General features: G+C 38.8%; 20 protein-coding genes. 2 read left to right on the forward strand and 18 right to left on the reverse strand.

The features are described 5' to 3' along the window. Position 1: 1 nt before the first annotated feature. The 3 genes from IGJ37_RS12150 to IGJ37_RS12160 all read right to left on the reverse strand — a co-directional run bounded on the left by IGJ37_RS12150 (position 2) and on the right by IGJ37_RS12160 (position 3,683). Positions 2 to 1,330 carry a sensor histidine kinase gene (locus IGJ37_RS12150; protein ID WP_010821156.1) on the reverse strand — a complete coding sequence of 443 codons (1,329 nt, stop codon included), beginning with the start codon at positions 1,328 to 1,330 and terminating at the stop codon, positions 2 to 4. A gap of 228 nt (positions 1,331 to 1,558) precedes the next feature. Continuing rightward, positions 1,559 to 2,800, reverse strand: a complete 1,242-nt coding sequence (locus IGJ37_RS12155; RefSeq protein ID WP_002365363.1) for an ABC transporter permease — start codon at positions 2,798 to 2,800, stop codon at positions 1,559 to 1,561. Then, positions 2,793 to 3,683 (reverse strand): ABC transporter ATP-binding protein, encoded by an 891-nt coding sequence (locus IGJ37_RS12160; RefSeq protein ID WP_325815215.1) that lies wholly within the window; start codon positions 3,681 to 3,683, stop codon positions 2,793 to 2,795. Before IGJ37_RS12160 ends, IGJ37_RS12155 begins: the two co-directional genes overlap by 8 nt. A 284-nt stretch (positions 3,684 to 3,967) precedes the next feature. Between IGJ37_RS12160 and rpmB the strand changes: the two genes are divergently transcribed. Beyond that, positions 3,968 to 4,156: a 50S ribosomal protein L28 gene (rpmB, locus tag IGJ37_RS12165; protein ID WP_002354928.1), complete on the forward strand. Its 189-nt coding sequence runs from the start codon at positions 3,968 to 3,970 to the stop codon at positions 4,154 to 4,156. Positions 4,157 to 4,258: 102 nt separating this feature from the next. Here the strand turns inward: rpmB and IGJ37_RS12170 are convergent, their stop codons facing one another. The 11 genes from IGJ37_RS12170 to gmk form a co-directional block, all read right to left on the reverse strand. Further along, positions 4,259 to 4,903, reverse strand: coding sequence for a thiamine diphosphokinase (locus tag IGJ37_RS12170; RefSeq protein WP_002361010.1), 645 nt, complete (start codon positions 4,901 to 4,903; stop codon positions 4,259 to 4,261). Further along, complete coding sequence (rpe, locus tag IGJ37_RS12175; protein ID WP_002354925.1) at positions 4,900 to 5,553, reverse strand: ribulose-phosphate 3-epimerase; 654 nt, start codon at positions 5,551 to 5,553, stop codon at positions 4,900 to 4,902. The genes IGJ37_RS12170 and rpe overlap by 4 nt, the downstream gene beginning before the upstream one ends. 23 nt (positions 5,554 to 5,576) lie before the next feature. Further along, complete coding sequence (rsgA, locus tag IGJ37_RS12180) at positions 5,577 to 6,470, reverse strand: ribosome small subunit-dependent GTPase A (RefSeq protein ID WP_325815216.1); 894 nt, start codon at positions 6,468 to 6,470, stop codon at positions 5,577 to 5,579. A 248-nt stretch (positions 6,471 to 6,718) separates the two neighbouring features. Then, positions 6,719 to 8,875 (reverse strand): serine/threonine protein kinase IreK, encoded by a 2,157-nt coding sequence (gene ireK, locus IGJ37_RS12185; RefSeq protein ID WP_002365367.1) that lies wholly within the window; start codon positions 8,873 to 8,875, stop codon positions 6,719 to 6,721. Next, positions 8,872 to 9,621, reverse strand: a complete 750-nt coding sequence (locus tag IGJ37_RS12190) for a Stp1/IreP family PP2C-type Ser/Thr phosphatase (protein WP_002354922.1) — start codon at positions 9,619 to 9,621, stop codon at positions 8,872 to 8,874. The genes ireK and IGJ37_RS12190 overlap by 4 nt, the downstream gene beginning before the upstream one ends. 1 nt (position 9,622) lies before the next feature. After that, the gene (gene rsmB / locus IGJ37_RS12195; RefSeq protein WP_002354921.1) at positions 9,623 to 11,002 is read right to left on the reverse strand and encodes a 16S rRNA (cytosine(967)-C(5))-methyltransferase RsmB; all 1,380 of its coding nucleotides are present in this window, start codon (positions 11,000 to 11,002) and stop codon (positions 9,623 to 9,625) included. A gap of 5 nt (positions 11,003 to 11,007) precedes the next feature. After that, positions 11,008 to 11,949: a methionyl-tRNA formyltransferase gene (gene fmt / locus IGJ37_RS12200; protein WP_325815219.1), complete on the reverse strand. Its 942-nt coding sequence runs from the start codon at positions 11,947 to 11,949 to the stop codon at positions 11,008 to 11,010. Next, positions 11,942 to 12,436, reverse strand: coding sequence for a peptide deformylase (def, locus tag IGJ37_RS12205; RefSeq protein WP_252671600.1), 495 nt, complete (start codon positions 12,434 to 12,436; stop codon positions 11,942 to 11,944). Before def ends, fmt begins: the two co-directional genes overlap by 8 nt. 26 nt (positions 12,437 to 12,462) lie before the next feature. Next, positions 12,463 to 14,895: a primosomal protein N' gene (gene priA / locus IGJ37_RS12210; RefSeq protein WP_252671601.1), complete on the reverse strand. Its 2,433-nt coding sequence runs from the start codon at positions 14,893 to 14,895 to the stop codon at positions 12,463 to 12,465. Positions 14,896 to 15,049: 154 nt separating this feature from the next. Beyond that, a complete protein-coding gene (rpoZ, locus tag IGJ37_RS12215) occupies positions 15,050 to 15,352 on the reverse strand; it encodes a DNA-directed RNA polymerase subunit omega (RefSeq protein WP_002354916.1) in 303 nt (100 codons plus the stop codon). A 4-nt stretch (positions 15,353 to 15,356) separates the two neighbouring features. Then, a complete protein-coding gene (gmk, locus tag IGJ37_RS12220) occupies positions 15,357 to 15,971 on the reverse strand; it encodes a guanylate kinase (protein WP_002354915.1) in 615 nt (204 codons plus the stop codon). A gap of 222 nt (positions 15,972 to 16,193) precedes the next feature. Here gmk and IGJ37_RS12225 point away from each other — a divergent pair, with 222 nt between their 5' ends. Continuing rightward, positions 16,194 to 17,675 (forward strand): DUF1958 domain-containing protein, encoded by a 1,482-nt coding sequence (locus IGJ37_RS12225; RefSeq protein WP_252671602.1) that lies wholly within the window; start codon positions 16,194 to 16,196, stop codon positions 17,673 to 17,675. Between the two features lie 43 nt (positions 17,676 to 17,718). Here the strand turns inward: IGJ37_RS12225 and IGJ37_RS12230 are convergent, their stop codons facing one another. The 4 genes from IGJ37_RS12230 to IGJ37_RS12245 form a co-directional block, all read right to left on the reverse strand. Next, positions 17,719 to 18,024 (reverse strand): hypothetical protein, encoded by a 306-nt coding sequence (locus tag IGJ37_RS12230; protein ID WP_002383233.1) that lies wholly within the window; start codon positions 18,022 to 18,024, stop codon positions 17,719 to 17,721. Positions 18,025 to 18,079: 55 nt separating this feature from the next. Beyond that, positions 18,080 to 18,964, reverse strand: coding sequence for a YicC/YloC family endoribonuclease (locus tag IGJ37_RS12235; protein WP_002359037.1), 885 nt, complete (start codon positions 18,962 to 18,964; stop codon positions 18,080 to 18,082). A gap of 16 nt (positions 18,965 to 18,980) precedes the next feature. After that, complete coding sequence (locus IGJ37_RS12240) at positions 18,981 to 19,199, reverse strand: YdbC family protein (protein WP_002381076.1); 219 nt, start codon at positions 19,197 to 19,199, stop codon at positions 18,981 to 18,983. A gap of 177 nt (positions 19,200 to 19,376) precedes the next feature. Continuing rightward, on the reverse strand, positions 19,377 to 19,847 hold the full coding sequence (locus IGJ37_RS12245) for an ASCH domain-containing protein (protein ID WP_002354908.1): 471 nt from the start codon (positions 19,845 to 19,847) through the stop codon (positions 19,377 to 19,379). Positions 19,848 to 19,867: the final 20 nt, after the last annotated feature.

Below are 19,867 nucleotides of genomic sequence, written 5' to 3' on the forward strand. Positions count from 1 at the left end.
CTTATTCGCACCTCCTATTGTTTTCAATCGTCAATTTTTGAGTAAACCATCCATCACTGATGGAGGTAGCTAGTTGAACATTATTTAGGGATTGAAGCAATTCTTGAACATTACTCAATCCCATTCCTCTATCAGTGCCTTTTAATGAAAAACCGCGTTGCTTAAGTAGATGGAATTTTGGTAAATTTTTCCTACATGAATTTTGGATAATAATATGTACAGCAGAGGCATCTTTATATACAGCGATTACAAGCTTACCCTCACCTAAAAATTCGATTTCTTCTATAGAGTTATCTAAAAAAATACCTAGTATTCTAACCAAAGAAATTGAATCAATGGCTAATTCTTCAATTGGTTCAGTCACTTCTAACTGTACATCCATTCCTTTTTCTTGCGTTGAAATCAACTTAGACACAAGGAGACTTTTAACTTCTCTTACTCGAATGTTTCCAATCGCTTCTAACTTGAACCCATTTTGGTCAATGCATTTTGATGCTTTCTTTATTTTACTGAAATAATAGTCATTAAGACTCTCGTAATCTCCACTTACAATAAAATCTTCTAATGAATTTAGGATATTTTTATAATCATGCCGAAACTTCCGAATCTCCTTGAATTGTTTCTCCATTGCCTCCATATATCTCTGATTTTCTAAATATTCTGTTTCCTTCTGTTGAATATCATATTTATTTTTGAGCGAACTAAGATACACAATAAAAGAAATTAATGAAACAACTAAATAGAGCGTGAGAAAGATGGAATTTACTACAATTATTTCCTTGTTATTCCCCAAATATTTTCCTAAAACCAGGCTGGTATAGTAGATAATCATTGTGCCGATTCCTATCAAATTAAAAAGCAGAAGACATTCATTGATAATAGAAAACTTTTTTTCTAGTTTTTTTATCCCCTTTATCATTAATATCGTCAGAATTACTGATAGTGCTAGCCGAAATGTACTATGTAAAAACATAGTTAAATTACTTGAAAAAATTAGTTCTGTGCCAAATATTTTTTCCTTTATAAAGGATACAAACTGACCACTTATAGCTGAAATAATGACGATATAAGAATTTATACCTAAAACTTTAATAAGGCTTTTAGAGATAAAAAAATAACCTAAAATTATTATACTCAAATAAATCCAAGCAAATCCATACATTCCTATAGCAGAAATTATTTTGCCATTCAAAATTGCAATAACCATCAATCCGAAAATACTATGTAAAGTAATTTTTTTATTAAGCCTTACTACTTTTGACTTTAGATAATTAAAGAACACTTGAACCACTGCCGTGATATTACTTAGAATAAAAACAAACCTCGCCAAATTAAAACCTCCTTATATTTCGGTTAATAAAAAAAGTATATACTCTAATAAAAGACAATTCAAGCTTTCTTTACAAGTGAAACTGAGAAAAAGTAGATTTCGGTGCCCGACTATTACGCTATAAACAAAAATTGTACACTCGCTATACTGAGTGTACAATTTCAATTACTTTTTTATTTATCAAAATAAATGTTTTATACATGAGAGTTGCGACAAGACTTTTTATACTCATCTAACATAATATTTCCCAGATTTAAACGCTTTTTTGAAAACATTTATAAGTTTATCTCCACTATAAATAAATACGCCCCCTTGATAAACACTTTTGCCTAGAAACGCTAAAATCATAGTAAAGACCAGATTAATTCCCATCGCTACTGCAAAAGCATTTAACGATGCATCCCCCAGCATATAACGTGCGTACATGACTATCGGTGATAGATACGGTATATAAGATGAAATGATAGTCGCTTGGTTACTTCCTAATCCAGTTGCAAGAATCATTACCATAAACATCGCAATAAATAAAGGAATAATCAAAATATACATCAACTGTTGAACTTCCTGAACAGAGGAAACAACAGAACCTAAAATAGCAGCCGTAACAGAATATAGCAAATAACCTAAAACGAAACATATGACAGCTAAGATGATTGCTTGACTATTTTTGCCTTCACTCAAAAAGTCAAATACTCCTGTACTATCTCCAAAAATTCCATAAGATGCATACGCAGCCCCAAAAATTGCTGCTGCTTGCGTTACCCCAACTAGCCCAATGCCAACAATTTTACCAATTAAATGCTGAACTGGTGTAATTGTTGTGAGTAAAATTTCCATAACTCTTGAACTCTTTTCCACCGCAATGTCTTGAGCAACCATTGTAGAAAAGAGCATAACTGCAATGTAGAGAATAAAGCCAACAATATAAACTAGTATTAATGTTTGAACCGAATTATCTTGATTTCCAGCTAAAGATTCTAAGGATAAACGTGTGCTTTCATTCAAAAACTGTTGTTGCGCCGCATCAATATTTAATTGATTTAATTTAATCGATTGATTTACAGTGGTTACAAGACTTTGTAATTGTTCAGACACATTATATTGGAGAGCTCCTTCGTAATAAATTTTTCCTTCGTATAGACCAGCGCTACTCTTTTCAATTTTCAAAATGGTTTTACTCGCTCTATCTTTCAGCTCTTTCTCAGCATCTGATAACTTTTGACCGCCGTCAACAAAGTTCAGATTGGTACCTTTACCAACTTCTTTCAGCATAGTAACAGTTTCTTGATTATTTGAAACAACAAGGATGGTTTCTTTACTTGGTTCCTCTTTTTTTAGAATCCCTTCATAATTCATTCCCAAAAATGTCCCTACCATCAAAACCAACAGTATAATAACAAACACTTTTGACACGACTTTTTGTTTGTATGTTTCTAAAGCAATCGTCACTATATTTTTCACTTTACTCACCCACTCTTTCTAGAAAAATATCATTTAACGAAATTGGCTCAATTCTGAATTGCTGAATATTTTCTGATTGAAAAATAAATTTTTGAATTTTCTTCGCAGTACATTCATCTTTTACATAAAAAGAAATAACATCATTTTCTTCTTTATACGATTCTATTTCAAAATCTTGTTTTAATATTTCTCTGTCAAAATCAGCCTGAACAATCACTTTTCTTTTATCCGTTTCATCTTTGATTTCTTTTAAATTTCCTTCTAAAAGAACCTCACCCTTTTTCATCATACAAATGTTTTCACAGATTTCTTCTACGTTTGCCATTTGATGAGAGCTGAAAATTATCGTAGCACTATTTCCCTTCAAAAAAAGAATTGCTTCTTTTAGTTGATTCGCATTAATCGGGTCTAGCCCAGAGAATGGTTCATCCAAAATGACAAGCTTGGGTCCATGAATGATCGATGCAATAAATTGAATCTTTTGTTGATTCCCTTTTGACAATTCACTAATTTTTCGATCTACGTTCTTTTGTATCTTAAAAAAATCCATCCAAAAGAGGATACTTTTTTCAATTTCTTTCTTTTTCATTTTACGGAGCTTCCCAAAGAAAGTTAATTGTTGTCTCACCGTTCTTTTCGGATATAGGCCACGCTCTTCTGGAAGATAACCGACCTCTTTAGCATCAAAGCGATCAACTTTACGTCCCTGCCATGTTATTTCCCCTTCATCAGGAGAGTAGATGCCTAAAATATGGCGGAAAATAGTAGTTTTACCTGCACCGTTCGCGCCTAAGAAGCCATAAATTTCGCCTTCTGGAATAGTCAAATTGATTCCTTTAATAATTTCCTGCTCATTCATTTTCTTTTTCAACTTTTTAATTTCTAAGCTCATATTTTCCTCCTTTTTCATTTATCTAAGTACTTTAATTATATTAATCAAACACGGAACACTACATTTTTTTCTTGAACTCTTAAATTTTCATCTTTATCGTCTTACGTTTGTGCATGGATTTCTTAAGTATTTAAAATCAGACAATGAAAAACTATCACCTGACAAGCTACTTTTGTTGTTAGTCACTAAAAATCTTCTTGCAAATCAGTGCCTAATATGATAAATTAAGTTAGTATGAGCTGAATATTATCGCTCCAAGATCAAGGCAAAGGAGGAAACTTAAAATGGCAAAAGTATGTTACTTCACTGGTCGTAAGACTTCAAGTGGTAATAACCGTTCACATGCGATGAACTCAACAAAACGCACTGTGAAACCTAACTTACAAAAAGTTCGCGTATTAATCGATGGTAAACCTAAAAAAGTTTGGGTGTCAACTCGTGCTTTGAAATCTGGTAAAATCGAACGTGTTTAATAAACTTAAATAAGCAAAGCTGGACGTTCGTTGTTCGGCTTTTTTTATTGCATAAAAAAAGAGGTTGGACCTTCATCGCATTGATGAAGGTCCAACCTCTTTTTACTTGTCTTTACTTTGAATAACCGCAATCATCCCTGCATCGAAGGAAAAAGCAGCGGCTTCTTCGATAAATTCATTACTTGCATACGATGTTGGGTAAGGAACATCTTGATTGGTTAATAAATATTTACTGCGTCGTAGCGTCAAGTTTTCTACAGGCGTCAAACAGCAGTAGGCCAGATATTCTTTATCTGGCTCTTTCGGTACGATATACGAACCAGGGGCGTAATACTGGATGCTATTTTGACGATCGCATAGACGGATTTGACGAAGTACGCCTTGAAATCGTGGTTCAAAGGGTAACCAAAGATTGGCTAACAGGTGGTCAATTCTGCCCCCTGTTGCACCGATAATCGTCATCTCTGCTTGTGGAAATCGTTGTAAAGCTTCTTGAAGTGCTAATTGTGTATCTGTATCATCTTTTTCAGCAGGTGCTTGGATGAGTGTTTCGGCAGTTTCTTGGACAAAATGGTATTCTTCTCGTGATAATGAATCAAAATCGCCAACCGCTAATTGTAACGGTAAATCGGCCTCTAATAAATGGAGACAGCCGCGATCAATACCTACGAAATAATCATACGTAGCTGGTTCAATGGTTGGCCAATCACTTGGATTGCCGCCAGCTACCAGTAAGACACGACTCATTTGTCTAGCACTGCTCTCAGTGCATCGATTCGTTCTTGAGGATTTTCAGCATTATAAATGTAGGAGCCTGCAACGAACACTTCCGCACCGGCTTCTTTACAACGTGCGGCAGTTTCAGGAACAATCCCGCCATCGACTTCAATTTCATAGGTGTATCCTTTTGTTTCTTTCCATTCTTTTAATTGAGCAATTTTTTCTAGTGAGTTTTCAATAAATGATTGTCCGCCAAAGCCTGGATTGACAGTCATTACCAAGACTTGATCTGCCAAGTCTAATACATTTTCGATCATCGAAAGTGGTGTCCCAGGATTGATGGTTACGCCAGCTTTCACACCCGCATTTTTAATCATTTGTAAGGCACGATGAATATGGGGTGTTGCTTCTTGATGGACGGTAATAATATCCGCACCGGCTTCCGCAAAGGCATTGATATAGTTTTCAGGTTGTACAATCATCAAATGAACATCCAATGGTAGTTTTGTCACTGGACGAATCGCTGAAACGATATTCGGTCCTAAGGTAATGTTGGGTACAAATTGACCGTCCATGACATCAACATGAATATAATCTGCTCCTAATTCTTCTACTAAACGGATATCTCTTTCTAAATTGGCAAAATCGGCACTTAAAATGGATGGTGCTAGTTTCATTTGGCTCTCTCCCTTTATATTTGCTATGATTTTTTCTTATAAACAGGTCGTCGATTCTCGATTTCCATTAAAAACTGTAAATAATTTTCGTAACGACTCGTTGCAATGGTTCCCGCTTCCACTTGGCGTTTCACTTCACAACCAGGTTCTTTGTGGTGCATGCATTCACGAAACTTACAGTGAGAGGCCGCGGCAACAAATTCAGGAAATTGCTTTGGTAATTCCACTGCTTCCATCTCCAAGAAATCGATGGCACTAAATCCTGGTGTATCAGCAACCAAACCGTCGTATAATGGAATCAATTCCACGTGACGGGTCGTATGTTTGCCCCGTCCTAAAGATTGGGAAATTTCCGCAGTTGCTAGTTGTAATTCTGGTGAAATTTGATTCAACAATGTTGATTTTCCAGCGCCTGATTGTCCCATAAAAACAGTCAACCGTTCTGGGAAAAAGCATTCTAATTCTTTGGTGGCTTCTACGTCTTCCGAAGCGATTACCGCATAACCTAACGCTTCATAAATCTGTTTAATTTCAGTGACTTCTTGACGTTGCGGCTCATCTAATAGATCAACTTTCGTTAAATAAATAACTGGTTCTATATCCTTATACTCTAAGCTGACTAAGAAACGATCCAACAAATTAAACGAAAAATTTGGCGAAACCATACTCATGACAACCACACCTAGATCCACATTTGCAACAGGCGGGCGCACTAATTCATTTCGTCTTGGTAAAATTTCCAACACATAACCATCTGTTAAATTATCGCTTTCAAAAAGTACTTCATCTCCCACGAGTGGCGTAATTTTTCGATTACGAAAATTCCCTCGCGCTCTTGTTTGATATGTTTCTCCATCTGCGTATACATAATAAAAACCGCTTAACGCTTTTCTGATTTGACCTTTCAGATAAACCACTCCTAACTACTTTCGAATATACAGGATAGTGGCAGAGAAATCAAGGGAGCCTCTCGATTCTATTAATTAAAAAGAGCCTAGGACATAAGTCGAAATGACTTACCTTCCTAGACTTAAATCTTAAGATAAACGGCGAGACAGGAGCAGCTTCTTCTTATTGCTGAGAAACACTATTTGAAAAGCAAATAGATGTTAAACAGTACCTACTTGGTTCTTGAAGCTAAACACTCCTGTCCCAACCTCTTGTCTTAATTACTCGTACTACTTTCACTAGTGGTGCTTTTTGAATCATTTGCTTTTGAATAATAAACTGTAACAGAGTCGCCTTTTTTGACTTTGCTGCCAGCGGATGGGCTAGTTCGTTCAACGACTTGGCCATCGCCAGAGCCAGATAAGCCTTGTTCATTGATTTTAAGGCCAGCGTTATTGATGCTGTCTTCTGCAGCTTTTGGCGAATAACCTGAAATATCGGGAACAGTTACTGAGTCGCTGCCTTTGCTGACATGTAAAGTAATCGTGTCATTTTTCGGATCAACAGCGGTACCAGAAGCTGGTTCTTGACTAATCACGGTATCTTTTTCAACCTTGTCGCTTTCTTCGTCCACTCGTTTAATTTGAGATTCTGGGATACCTAAAGCAATTAAGCGACTTACCGCATTATCGTAAGAAATTCCGCTATAATCAGAAAGTGTCACTTTGTCGCTACCTTTACTTACATATAACGTCACTTGGCCATTTTTAGGTGTCACGGTGCCACCTGGTGCGGGGTCTTGCGTAATGACTAAACCTGGTTCTACCGTATCGCTTGCTTGGTCGACACGCGTAATTTGAGATTCAGAAATGCCTAACTGTGCCAGTGCATTTACTGCATTTGTGTAAGAATAACCGGCGTAACTAGGCAAAGTAACCGCTTCTGGTCCTTCACTGACCGTTAAAGTGACTTTGTCTTTTTTCGGATCAACTTTTTTACCTGCAGCTGGTTTTTGTTTAATAATGTTATCTGTAGACACAGAATCACTGTATTCTTTTTTCGTTGTAATTTGGTCTTCTGAAAACCCTAGTTTTTTCAAGGCTTCGACAGCAGATTCATACGATTCGTTTGTATAATCGGCCATCTCAATTTTTTCTGTTCCAGAGCTGATGTACAAAGTAACAGATCGGCCTTTTTTCACAGATGATTTTGCTTCGGGGTCTGTTTTGACCACCTTGCCTTCTTCAATCTTATCGTCGGGAATTTTTTTGGTTTCACTATCGACTTTCAGCCCGGCACTTTGTAGCGCTTGTGAAGCGTCCGCTTTCGTTTCATTTGTAACATCAGGAACTTCAACGTCTTTACCACCCGACATTGCAAAGGCTAAGCCACCTATTGCTAAAGCAATTAATGCCGCAATTGCTAAGCCAATCCACAATTTTTTACGGTTTTTCTTCGGTGGTTGTTCAGCTAAAATGTCATCTGCGATATCTTCTGGGACTTCGACAGGCGTTGTCTCTTCCGGTTCAGCGATGTCTTCGGGAATCGGAGTTAATACTTTCGTTTCTCCTAATAAAGCCGTTGGTTCCCACGCAGGTTCGTTTAAACGACTGGCTGACAAGGACGTGTATAAGTCTTCTGCCATCTCATTCGCTGTTTTGTAGCGATCGCTTGGGTCTTTTGCGGTTGCATGACGAACCACATTTTCCAATGATTGAGGAATCCCTGGATCAAACATTTTGACAGAAGGAATTTCTTCTTGAAAATGTTTTAAGGCAATCGTTACGGCTGATTCACCATCAAACGGTACATTCCCTGTCAGCATTTCATAGAGAATAATTCCCACAGCGTAAATATCTGATTGGTTAGTCGCCATGCTTCCGCGCGCTTGTTCTGGCGATAAGTAATGCACCGAACCTAACATTGTGTTCGTTTGCGTAATTGACGTTTCTGACAAAGCAATCGCAATCCCAAAGTCAGTAATTTTGACTGTGCCGTGTTCGTCAATCAGAATGTTTTGCGGTTTTAAATCCCGGTGAATAATTCTATGTTCATGTGCCATTGCGACAGCAGATAAAATTTGTTGCGTAATGTCCACAACTGTGGAATAAGGAATTGGGAAATGCGTTTGGATGTAACGTTTTAAGTCCATTCCTTTCACATATTCCATGACTAAATATTGTAGTCCATCTTCTTCGCCTACATCGTACACACTGACGATATTCGGGTGAACCAGCTCAGTTGCGGCTAGTGCTTCACGCTGAAAACGTCGGATGGCGGCTTGATCGTTTTGGAAGTCAAAGCGCAAGACTTTTACTGCAACGTCTCGGTCTAAAATTAAATCGTGTGCTAAATAGACGTTGGCCATGCCGCCGCTTCCGATGCTGCCAATAATGTGATATCGACCATTCAGCTTCTTGCCGATTTCTATCATTGGTTTTCCTCCTTCTGTTCGTCAAAGTGTATCACTAACACGGTAATGTTATCTAAACCACCCGCTTCATTTGCTTGGGCAACGAGTTGGCTTAATTTGGATTCTAAGGGATCTGACGTCTCTAAAATTTCTAAAATTTTTGTCTCAGGAACCATATTGGTTAAACCGTCCGAACATAACAGTAAATAGTCATTAGGCAGCCATTCATGATTGGTTACATCGACTTCGACAGTGCCAGGCATTCCCAAAGAACGTGTTAGGACATTTTTTCGTGGATGATTTGCAGCCATCTCACGAGTAATCTCCCCTGATTTTACTAGTTCATTCACTAAAGAATGATCTTCTGTTAATTGTAACATGTGTTGGTCACGAACTAAATAAGCACGACTGTCCCCCACATTTGCTAAGACAAATGAATCCGGTAAAAGGATGGCACCAACCACGGTTGTCCCCATTCCTAAATACTCTGGTTTCGATTGTCCGCGTTCATAAATTTTTTCATTTTCCTTTTGAATTGCTTGAATTAACCACTGTGCAGATTTTTCAGCTGAGTCGACAGACGCATTGGACCAACTCTCACCTAAATTATTGACTGCCATTTGGCTAGCGACATCACCTGCTTGGTGACCACCCATGCCATCTGCTAAAACAGCAAAGGTTATGTGTTGTTGGTTCTCAAAAACGTTGGCATAATCTTGGTTCGTATTTCTTTTGCGACCGACATCTGATTGAACGTTGATTTCCAAATTATTTCACCTCATTTGAACTAACTTTCCGCATACAGCAAATAAAGAAGCCATCTGTCATGTATTGATGGGGATACAGAACCAGTTCTTGCTCTTTTACTACTGCTTGAACGTTTTCATTTGCAACAATTTCAATTTTTTCAAATTCAGGGTGTTTGGCTAAAAAGGCTGCCACCACTTCCTGATTTTCTTCTGGCGTAATAGTACAAGTGCTATAGACCATTATACCCCATTGTTTTAGTGTTGGGGCAACACTTTCTAAGATTTCTAACTGAATTTTAGGTAAATTTTGAAAATCATTGGCCGTTTTATGGTATTTAATGTCTGGTTTACGGCGCATCAGCCCTAAGCCTGAACATGGCGCATCAACTAAAATCCGATCAAAGGTTTCTGCGGGAAATTCTTCTGCCACTTGTCGCGCATCAAGCTTTTCTGCTTGGACGACATCCGCCACATGGAGGCGTTGCGCATTTTCATTAATTAGCTTAATTTTGTGCGCATGAATATCTAAAGAGGTCACACGACCACCTGCTTCAGCCTCTAAAAAAGTTGCGATATGAGTCGTTTTGCCACCAGGAGCCGCACAAGCATCCAAGACACGATGATGCGGTTCAATTTGCATCGCTGGAGCCACGAGCATAGAGCTTTCATCTTGAATGGTTAAACAACCGTTAATAAACAGTTCACTACCAGCTAAGTAGCCTTTTTCAGCGACAACACCATAAGGGGAAAGTTGACTTTCCTTCGCGGCAATCCCTGTTTCTTGTAATTCTTCCAGCGCTTCTTCTCGTGAAATAAACCGTGTGTTTACTCGACCACTCGCATGGCTTTTTTCAAATAATGACAAACCTAACTGCCGTGTTTCTTCTTCGCCTAATTGGGCAAGTAATTTTTCTGTTAACCAACGTGGCATGCTAATTTCCGTTGCTAAACGATCAACTGGATCGCTAATTGCGGCCAAACTAGGTGCTCCATTTCGTTGGAACGCCCGCAGCACGCCATTCACGAATTTACCAATCCCAGGATTGCCACGACGTTTGCCAATTTCAACCGCTTCATTAATGACTGCATGATCGGGCACTTTATCTAAATAAAGTAATTGATATAACGATAAAATCAATAAATTTTTCACCCAATTATCGACTTTTTGCGGTTTCTTAACAAATGGTGTTAAGTAGTATTCCAACAATAATTTGCGACTAATTGTGCCGTAGACAAGTTCTGTAAACAAGCGGCCATCTTTCTCGCTTAGTTCTGATTTTGTCATCATTTCATTAAGTAAAAGATTGGAGTACGCCCCACCTTTATCCACACGTTCGATGGTTTCTAAAGCAACGTATCGAACAGAACGTTTTAATTTCTTGGGGATTTTTTCAGCCATTTTTGTTAGTCCACCTTATCTTTTTCTGCGACATTTTGACCAACGCCATTTAAAAATTCTTGAATCGTTAATTGACCTTTACCTGCTGGTTGCAGGCGATCAATTTGAAGAACTGTCCCTTCGCCACAAGCAATCCATAGCGCTTTTTTACTACGTTGGATAATCGTTCCTGGGGCGCTGGTTGTTGTTTCAGTCAGTGGTGTCACTGCCCAAATTTTCCAGTTGGTCCCTTGATAGGTTGTGAACGCTGTTGGCCAAGGACGCATACCACGCACTTGGTTATCAATTGCCTCAGCAGTTTTTTGCCAGTCAATTCGTTCTTGTTCTCGGGTAATATTTGGTGAAAAAGTAGCCTCTTCTTCCAATTGTGGAATAGGCGTAATTTCGCCAGCAATTAGCTTAGGTAACGTCTCTAATAAAAGTTCTTTTCCTAGAATGCTTAATTTTTCAAACATGGTGCCTACATCGTCTTGTTTCGTAATCGGAATTGCACGTTGCGATAAAATCGCGCCAGCATCCATTTTTTTCACCATTTCCATAATCGTGACGCCTGTTTCTTTTTCTCCTTCAATAATCGAGTAATGTACAGGTGCGCCGCCACGATATTTTGGTAAAAGTGAGGCATGGACATTAATCGCACCTAGTTTAGGCGCTTTTAAAATTTTCTCTGGTAAAAATTGACCAAAGGCTGCTGTCACAATTAAATCTGGTGCTAAGTCAATCACTTTTTCCATTTCAGGAGAACCTGAAATTTTCTCTGGTTGTAAGACTAATAAGTTATGTTTTAAAGCTGCTTCTTTGACAGGCGTTGGGGTAATCACTTTTTTTCGGCCAACTGGTCGATCTGGTTGCGTGACAACCGCTTGAACGTCATAGCCTGCCTCGATTAAACTTTCTAAAATCGGAACAGAAAAGGCTGGTGTGCCCATAAATACAATTTTAGTCATCAAAATGTTCCTCCATATACGCTTCTAAATCTTCTGGTGCAATTTTCTCAATCATTTTATCGATAAATAACTCGCCATTCAAATGATCAATTTCGTGTTGAAAAGCTCGAGCTAAATAGCCGTAAGCCGTAACTTCCATTTCTTCACCTTCACGGTCAAAATAACGGACAGTCACTTCATCTGCTCGTTCAACGGTTCCATATGTTTCTGGAATACTTAAACAGCCTTCCACATCAATACTGGTTCCCTTTTTTTCAATAATCACTGGATTAATTAGTTCAAAACGACCAGATTCTTCATCAATTTCAATTACTGCCATTTGCAAATTTTTGCCAATTTGCGGGGCTGCTAAGCCAATCCCATCATGGGCCAGCATTGTTTCATACATATCCTCTAGTAACTGCACAATTTCATCGGTAATAATCGTCACAGGTTGAGCCTTCATTTTTAAGTATTCGTTCGGGTGAATCACAACTGGATAGCGCATAAGTGCTCCTTTCAAAGCTGTATTTTTTAAATAAAATTCATGGGTTCTGCATCAATGGAAAGCTTTAAGCCACGAGCCGTTGCTCGTTGTGTATCGGTTAAAATTTCTTTCAATAATGGTTGAAGCATTGGTTCTTGTTTATACTTGATAATCACTTGATAAAAGTACCGATTATTGACACGCATAATTGCGTTGGGCGTTGGTCCCAACAAAATAGCTTGCGGCGATAAGCCTTGTTTTAATTTCGTCGCAATTTGAAACATTTGTTTCGCTGCTTCATTTTCTTCAGGATGGCTAGCCGTAATTTGGACCGTAAAATAGTACGGTGGATAATCCCCACGATGACGAATATACATTTCTTTTGTATAAAAATCTTCATAATCTTGGGCTTTTGCCAATTGTATCGCATAATGCTCGGGGTTAAAAGATTGAATGATGACTTCCCCCGGTTTTTCAGCGCGACCAGCTCGACCGCTGACCTGTGTCAATAACTGGAAGGTCCGTTCACTGGAACGAAAATCGGGTAAATTCAAGGCGGTATCAGCATTTAAGACACCGACTAACGTCACATTTGGAAAGTCCAGTCCTTTGGCAATCATTTGTGTGCCTAATAAGATATCCGCTTGTCCTTCACCAAATGTTCGCAAAATTTTTTCATGCGCACCTTTGCGACGGGTCGTATCAACATCCATTCGGAGAATACGACTGTCTGGTAATAACGTTTGTAATTCTTCTTCTACTTTTTGTGTGCCTGTTCCGTAGTAGCGAATTTTATCTTGGCCACAGTTAGGACAGCGATAAGGAATCCGTTCTTCATGTCCACAATAATGACATTTCATTGTTTTACTATCCATATGCAAAGTCAAGGAAATATCACAATTCGGACACGGCAACACATAGCCACAATCGCGACACATCACAAATGACGAATAGCCACGGCGATTAAGTAGGAGAACACTTTGTTCGTTTTTCTCTAAGCGTTCTTGGAGTTTTTCTTGCAACGACATGGAAAAAGAAGAGACATTGCCATTTTCTACTTCTTGCCGCATATCCACTACATCAATCGTAGGCAAGGTTGCCGCTTGATTGGCACGCTGTGTTAATCGTAACCGCTGATAAACATTTTTTTGTGCGCGAGCGCGTGATTCCAAGGACGGCGTGGCACTACCTAAAACAACAGGGCAATGATGGTACTCCGAACGCCAAATCGCTAAATCTCTCGCGTGGTAGCGCGGGGTTTCTTCTTGTTTATAACTTGCCTCGTGTTCTTCATCAACAATGATCACGCCGATGTTTTCGATTGGCGCAAAAATGGCTGAACGCGCGCCAACCACCACTTCCGCTTCTCCTCGTTCAATCTTCCGCCACTCATCGTATTTTTCACCTTGCGATAAGCCACTGTGCATTACAGCAACATGTTCGCCAAAGCGACTTTTAAAGCGTTGCACCATTTGCGGAGTTAAAGAAATTTCAGGGACAAGCATAATGGCTGTTTTGCCTTGGTTAAGAACTTCTGCAATGACCTGTAGATAAACTTCTGTTTTCCCGCTTCCTGTAATACCTTCCAATAAGTAGGTTTGGCTTTGCTGTTCTTGGACCGATTGTAAGATTGTTTCCACAGCCACCTGTTGTTCTGCGTTCAAAGATAACGCAGTCGTTTTTTCAAACGTCTGATTAGCAAACGGATCACGATACGCTTCTTTTTCAACGAACGTTAACCAGCCGTTTTTGGCCGCTTCATTTAAAAGCGCGGTACTGAAACCTAATTCTTTCATTTCCTTCACAGCGGTGACTTTTTCAGTACCCAAGCGTTGTAAATAGTAAAGAAGTTGCTCTTTCTTCTTAGCTCCCTTGCGTAAACCCAAACGAATTTCCTCTAGTTGTTCAAATTCCTTAGCGGCTTGAATGAAGCGGACCATTTTGACTTTATTTCTCGTCGTAACTTCGTAGCGAATATCGACTTTTTGCTGTTTACGCAACGCCATTAGTTGAGGCAAAAGCCCACGTTCTTGCGCTTGGTCCCACGAAATTTCCTCTAAACCATAAAATAACTGATCTTGTAATTCTTCAGAAAGCTCATCCGTTAAATAAATATATTTTTGGTAATCGGCACGCATTACGCTAGGCAACATGGTTTGCAAACAAGTGATTTTAAAAGCAAACGTTTTTTCCTTCATATAATCAGCTAAAGCCAACATTTCTGTATTTAAGACAGGTTTTAAATCCAACACCGCCACTAGTTCTTTCAACTGAACATTGGTTTCGTCAAGAACCATTGCAGCCATTGGTTCAATGGCTAAAACAAACCCTTGAACATGCCGATTACCGTTACCAAAAGGCACTTCTACACGCATGCCGACAGCCAATTGCTCATTTAAATTTTCAGGAACTAAATAAGTGAATGGTTGATCGGTTTGCATCGTTGGTACATCCACAATAACTTTGGCTACTTTTTGCATGGTGCATCCTCCTTTTTATGTAAATTCTCTTTGCCTATTGTACTAAAGATTGACTGATTTGTCTTGTGTGTCTCGTTGGCACCTTTCAGAATAAACGAAGAGAAAGCCTCTGAAATAGACAGACGGCTTTCTCCATTCGTTGACAATCATTCAATTAATTTTTTTCGTCACGTAAACGGTTTTCTAATTCTTTTTGTTCTTGTTCACGTTGGCGTTTGCGTTCTTCACGTTCAATGCGTAGACGTTCGCGTTTTTCTTCAGGATTTGGATCACTGATCACTGTTCCTGCTTCTATTTCTTCTAACGCACGGCCTACACTTTTTACAGAATCAAAGGATTCAACGGTTGGTTGAACGCCTTCATCTAATTCATGCGCACGTTTGCTTGCTAAAATAACCAAAGAATATTTTGAAGGGACTTCTTTTAACAATGAGTCAATTGACGGTTTTAACATCATAAGGCTACATCTCCTCTAACATTTTAATATATTTTCCAATTACACGGTCAACACGGAAGTGCTCACTCGCGATAATGTCTTTAATTCGTTGCACGGCTAAAGGAACTTCATCATTCACTACCGCATAATCATACAGCGCCATCATTTCGATTTCTTCTCTGGCCACAGCCATTCGTTCTTCAATCACAGACATTTCGTCTGTTCCGCGGCCAATAATTCTTGATTTTAATTCCGCTAAATCGGGGGGTGTCAAAAAGATAAATACGCCATCAGGCACTTTGTCTTTGACTTGTTTAGCCCCTTGGACTTCGATTTCTAAAAAGACGTCTTTGCCTTCATCTAGCGTCTGGTTAACATACGTTAATGGTGTCCCATAATAGTTACCAACATATTCCGCATATTCCAACATTTCTCCAGCTTCAATCATCGCTTCAAATTCTTCTCTTGAACGGAAATAGTAATCTACTCCATCCACTTCGCCTTCTCGCTGTTTCCGAGTGGTCATTGAGATTGAATATTGAAAATCATTTTCTTCACTGTCGAAAATAGCCTTTCTTACAGTCCCTTTCCCCACTCCTGAAGGACCTGACAATACGATTAATAACCCGCGCTCTGACATAACGACTTCCTTTCAAAACATAATTTCACAGTATTAGTTCTATTTTGCACTTTTTTTCTGCAATTTTCAAGACTTTCTTGGAGATTCACTGAAAAAATAACATTTCTTCTTTAATTTGGCTTTCATAACTTGTTCTTTTTTTAAACAAATTACCTAGAATTCCTATACAGGCAGCCATTTTTTAAGTAAAATGAAGTGATGACTCCTTTAGGATGAAAAAACGTGAATAAGAAAGGACTGAGAAACATCGCACGAATTAAACCATTTACATTGTTTCTGCTAGGCTTAGTTGTCAGTTGTGGGACCTTTTTTGCCCAACCTACTGTGACTCATGCAGAAGAAGATATTACCGCGATTGCTAAAAAAATGGGGACGACTCTGAAAGCGGATGGCATTCCCAAAGCAGCCATCGTTGTTGATGCTGATTCTGGAGAAATTCTCTGGTCGCAGCAACCAGATTTAGCGTGGAATCCTGCCAGTATTGCCAAAGTGATGACCATGTACTTGGCCTTTGAAGCAATGGAGCAAGGAAAATTTACAATGGATACGACTGTGACTGCTACGCAAAAAGATGTCGATATTTCTAAAATATACGCCATTAGTAATAACAAAATTACGTTAGGTGTTGCTTATCCAGTCCGTGAACTGTTAAAAATGATTGCTGTCCCTTCTTCTAATGTGGCGACTCTCATGTTGGCAAACTTAATTTCAGGGAACCAGCCTACTGACTTTGTTCATTTAATGAATCAAAAAGCGGCTGAATTAGGGATGACAAATACTACCTATTACAACTGCAGTGGGGCGCAAGCAAGTGCCTTTAACGGCCTGTATCAAATGCAAGGAATTGACCCAAATGGCGATAACGTCTCTACAGCTAGAGATTTAGCTTCACTAACCTATCATTTTCTGAAAAATTATCCAGAAATTTTAGAAATCACCAATAAACCAGTGGTGAAAACAATGGTCGGCACGCCTTACGAGGAAACGTTTGAAGCGTACAATTATTCTTTACCAGGCGCTAAGTATGGTTATCAAGGCGTGGATGGTTTAAAAACAGGCTCTAGTCCAACAGGCGGCTTTAACTATATTGCGACTGTCAAACAAGGAGATTTCCGTTTAATTGAAGTCATTTTAGGCGTTGGTAATTGGCAAAACCAAGATGGTGAATACGAACGGCATGTTGCTGGGAATGCTTTGCTGGACTATGCCTATACGACATACGAACGCAAAAAACTTTTAGACAAAGGGCCACAAACCATTGATCACAAAAAAGTCACTTTGGCTAACGATTTATACGGTGTCGTTCCCAAAGGCAGTCAGCCTACTTTTAAATTAGTAGCAGGGCAGGTGCAAGTCGACACGCCTTTGACATTGTTAAATAGTACTGTTCAAGCGCCGAAAGTGGCTTACCAAGAAGTTAAGCCAAAACAAACAACAGCTGAAGCTGCGGAAGAATCAAACGAACATTCTGGGGATACCACCGTTGCAGAACCAAATCATTTTATTCCCAAATCGATTGCCACAAGTGTTTTAGTCCTTTTCGGGCTAATCTTCTCAGTAATTACCCGTCTGCTTCAAAAACGTTTAGAACGTCAGAAAAAACACGGCAAAGAAAGCAGTAAAACTGCAGCCATGCGGACAATCTTTTTAAGTGCCGCAGTTCTTTCTTTCTTATGCGCCGTTGGCTTGTTTCTTTTATTCTAATTAAAAAAAATACCACCAAGCGTGAAATGCTTGGTGGTATTTTTTATAAGCCCATATTAGAAAGCGTATTGACCACGTTCATCAATTCATCGCGACGACGAACTTGTTTGTCGACAGGGCCGTCAACTTCTTTCACGTCAATGCGAACAACAAAGTGACGATTCAAAGTAACAAACGTGTCTTCGTTAATTTGGATATTTAATTCTGTTTCAGAATAGCTTGCACAAGCATCTTGCCAGACGTCAAATGGTTCTCTGTCTGAAGCGACTTCTGTTTTTACCACAGAACGACCACTTAATTCTTGAAAGGTTACATCATAAAATTTAGTCATTGCTTTCACCTCTGTCATTTATTCGTTACTTCTATATTATAGCGTTTTCTGGAAAAACACGAAACCATTTTCTCTATTCGACATTTTGAATTTGTTCACGAATCTTTTCTAAGGTTGTTTTCATTTGAACGACACTATTTTTTATTTCAATTGGACTTGATTTCGAACCAATCGTATTGACTTCACGGTTCATTTCTTGAATTAAGAAATCTAGTTCTCGGCCCACTGGTTCTGTTTCGTCAAGCAACTGATGCAACTTATCAATATGGATATCCAAACGATCCAATTCTTCATGAATATCGCCTTTTTCCAATAAAATGGCCATTTCTGTTAATAAGCGTGTTTCATCCACTTGGCTACCTAACCATTCGTTTAATTTCGCTTCAAAACGTTGACGGTATTCTTGTTCAAAAACGCCCACAAACGCTTGCAGCTCTTGAATTGATTGGGTCAACACTGCTACGTAGTCAAGCAGGACTTGTTTAATTTGCGTGCCTTCTTGCACCCGGCTTTGGTCAAGACTAGCGATGGCTGCTTCAAATGCTTGAACAAGAAATGGTTCAAATGTCTGATCAACGATTTCTGCTTCCACTATTTCGACAAAATCATTTTGCTTTAATAAATGGTTGACCGTGTCCCCTGCATCAAACGTTGCTTCCGGATAGTTTTCCTTTAAATGTTGATCTACCGAAGTTAATAATTGATCAATTAAGTCCCACTGCACGCGCACTTCTTTTTGATTGTTGCCGATTTTTTGGAGATTTACATAGACTTCCACACGTCCACGTTTTAACGTGCGTTTGATTACTTGCCGAATCACCAGTTCATAGGCATTCAGTTCCTTTGGCATACGCAATTGAATATCTAAAAACCGCTGGTTGACACTTTTAACTTCAACATCCAATTGATAATTTTCATTTTGAATGGTCTTTTTTCCAAATCCAGTCATACTTTTCATTGACAGGGTGCTCCTTTTACATGGATTTAATTGTTTTGCTTAATTCAGCAAATTCTTCGTTGGTTAAGGTGATGCCTTTACCCATTTTTTCGTGATCAGGGGCCCACTCACGCAAATCAAATTTTGGTGGACGACCATTCCAACTAATTAAATTCAATTCTTTACGCCAGCCACGAGCATTCTCAGATAACACAGCGACTTCTTCTAAAATTTCATATGAAAATTCTTCTTTCATAACATTCACTCCTTGTTAGTATTCTCCTTAGGTTATTGTACCATCTTTTCCTCGACACTTAAAATACACATCTCTTTTCTATCACCCTGTCTATATAAACATACGCAACTTTTTCAAAAAATCAGTAAAAAAAGCGACAACTGCTCGTTTCAATCGTGTCAGTCACCGCTTCTCTGTTTATTCTTTTTCTGTATAAAGATCCACCACTTCAAAACTTTGGCAAACTAACAACATGTCGGGATAAAATTGTAGCTGATAGGGGGCCAGTTCTTCTTTAAAGAACCGCGCATGCTCTTCATACCAATAATCCAACGTCAAATCTCCTTCACCTTCCGCTTGCGCAAAAGATTCTGAGACCTTGTTCATGGGCATAATTTCAACTTTGGTTGTTCGAATAATAGCAAGCGGTTGAGACTGACCATCTAAAATTATGTCGTATTGACCAGCTTTAGGGAGTTGTTCTTCTTCCATCTTATAAATATCTAAAGAAGAACATGTCGCTGTCTTACGACCAGAAACAACCAATTGACCCAAACGATTACCCATCTCAGAAGAGCCATCACCAAACATCCACACATCGGGCATCAACATATCTAATTCATGTTTATCTAAAAAGTTTTGCCAGAACACTTCTACATTTTTTAACATCCTTTGCTCTCCTTTTTATT

Source organism: Enterococcus sp. AZ104 (assembly GCF_050546705.1).
In the GTDB taxonomy this organism is placed as follows: domain Bacteria; phylum Bacillota; class Bacilli; order Lactobacillales; family Enterococcaceae; genus Enterococcus; species Enterococcus faecalis.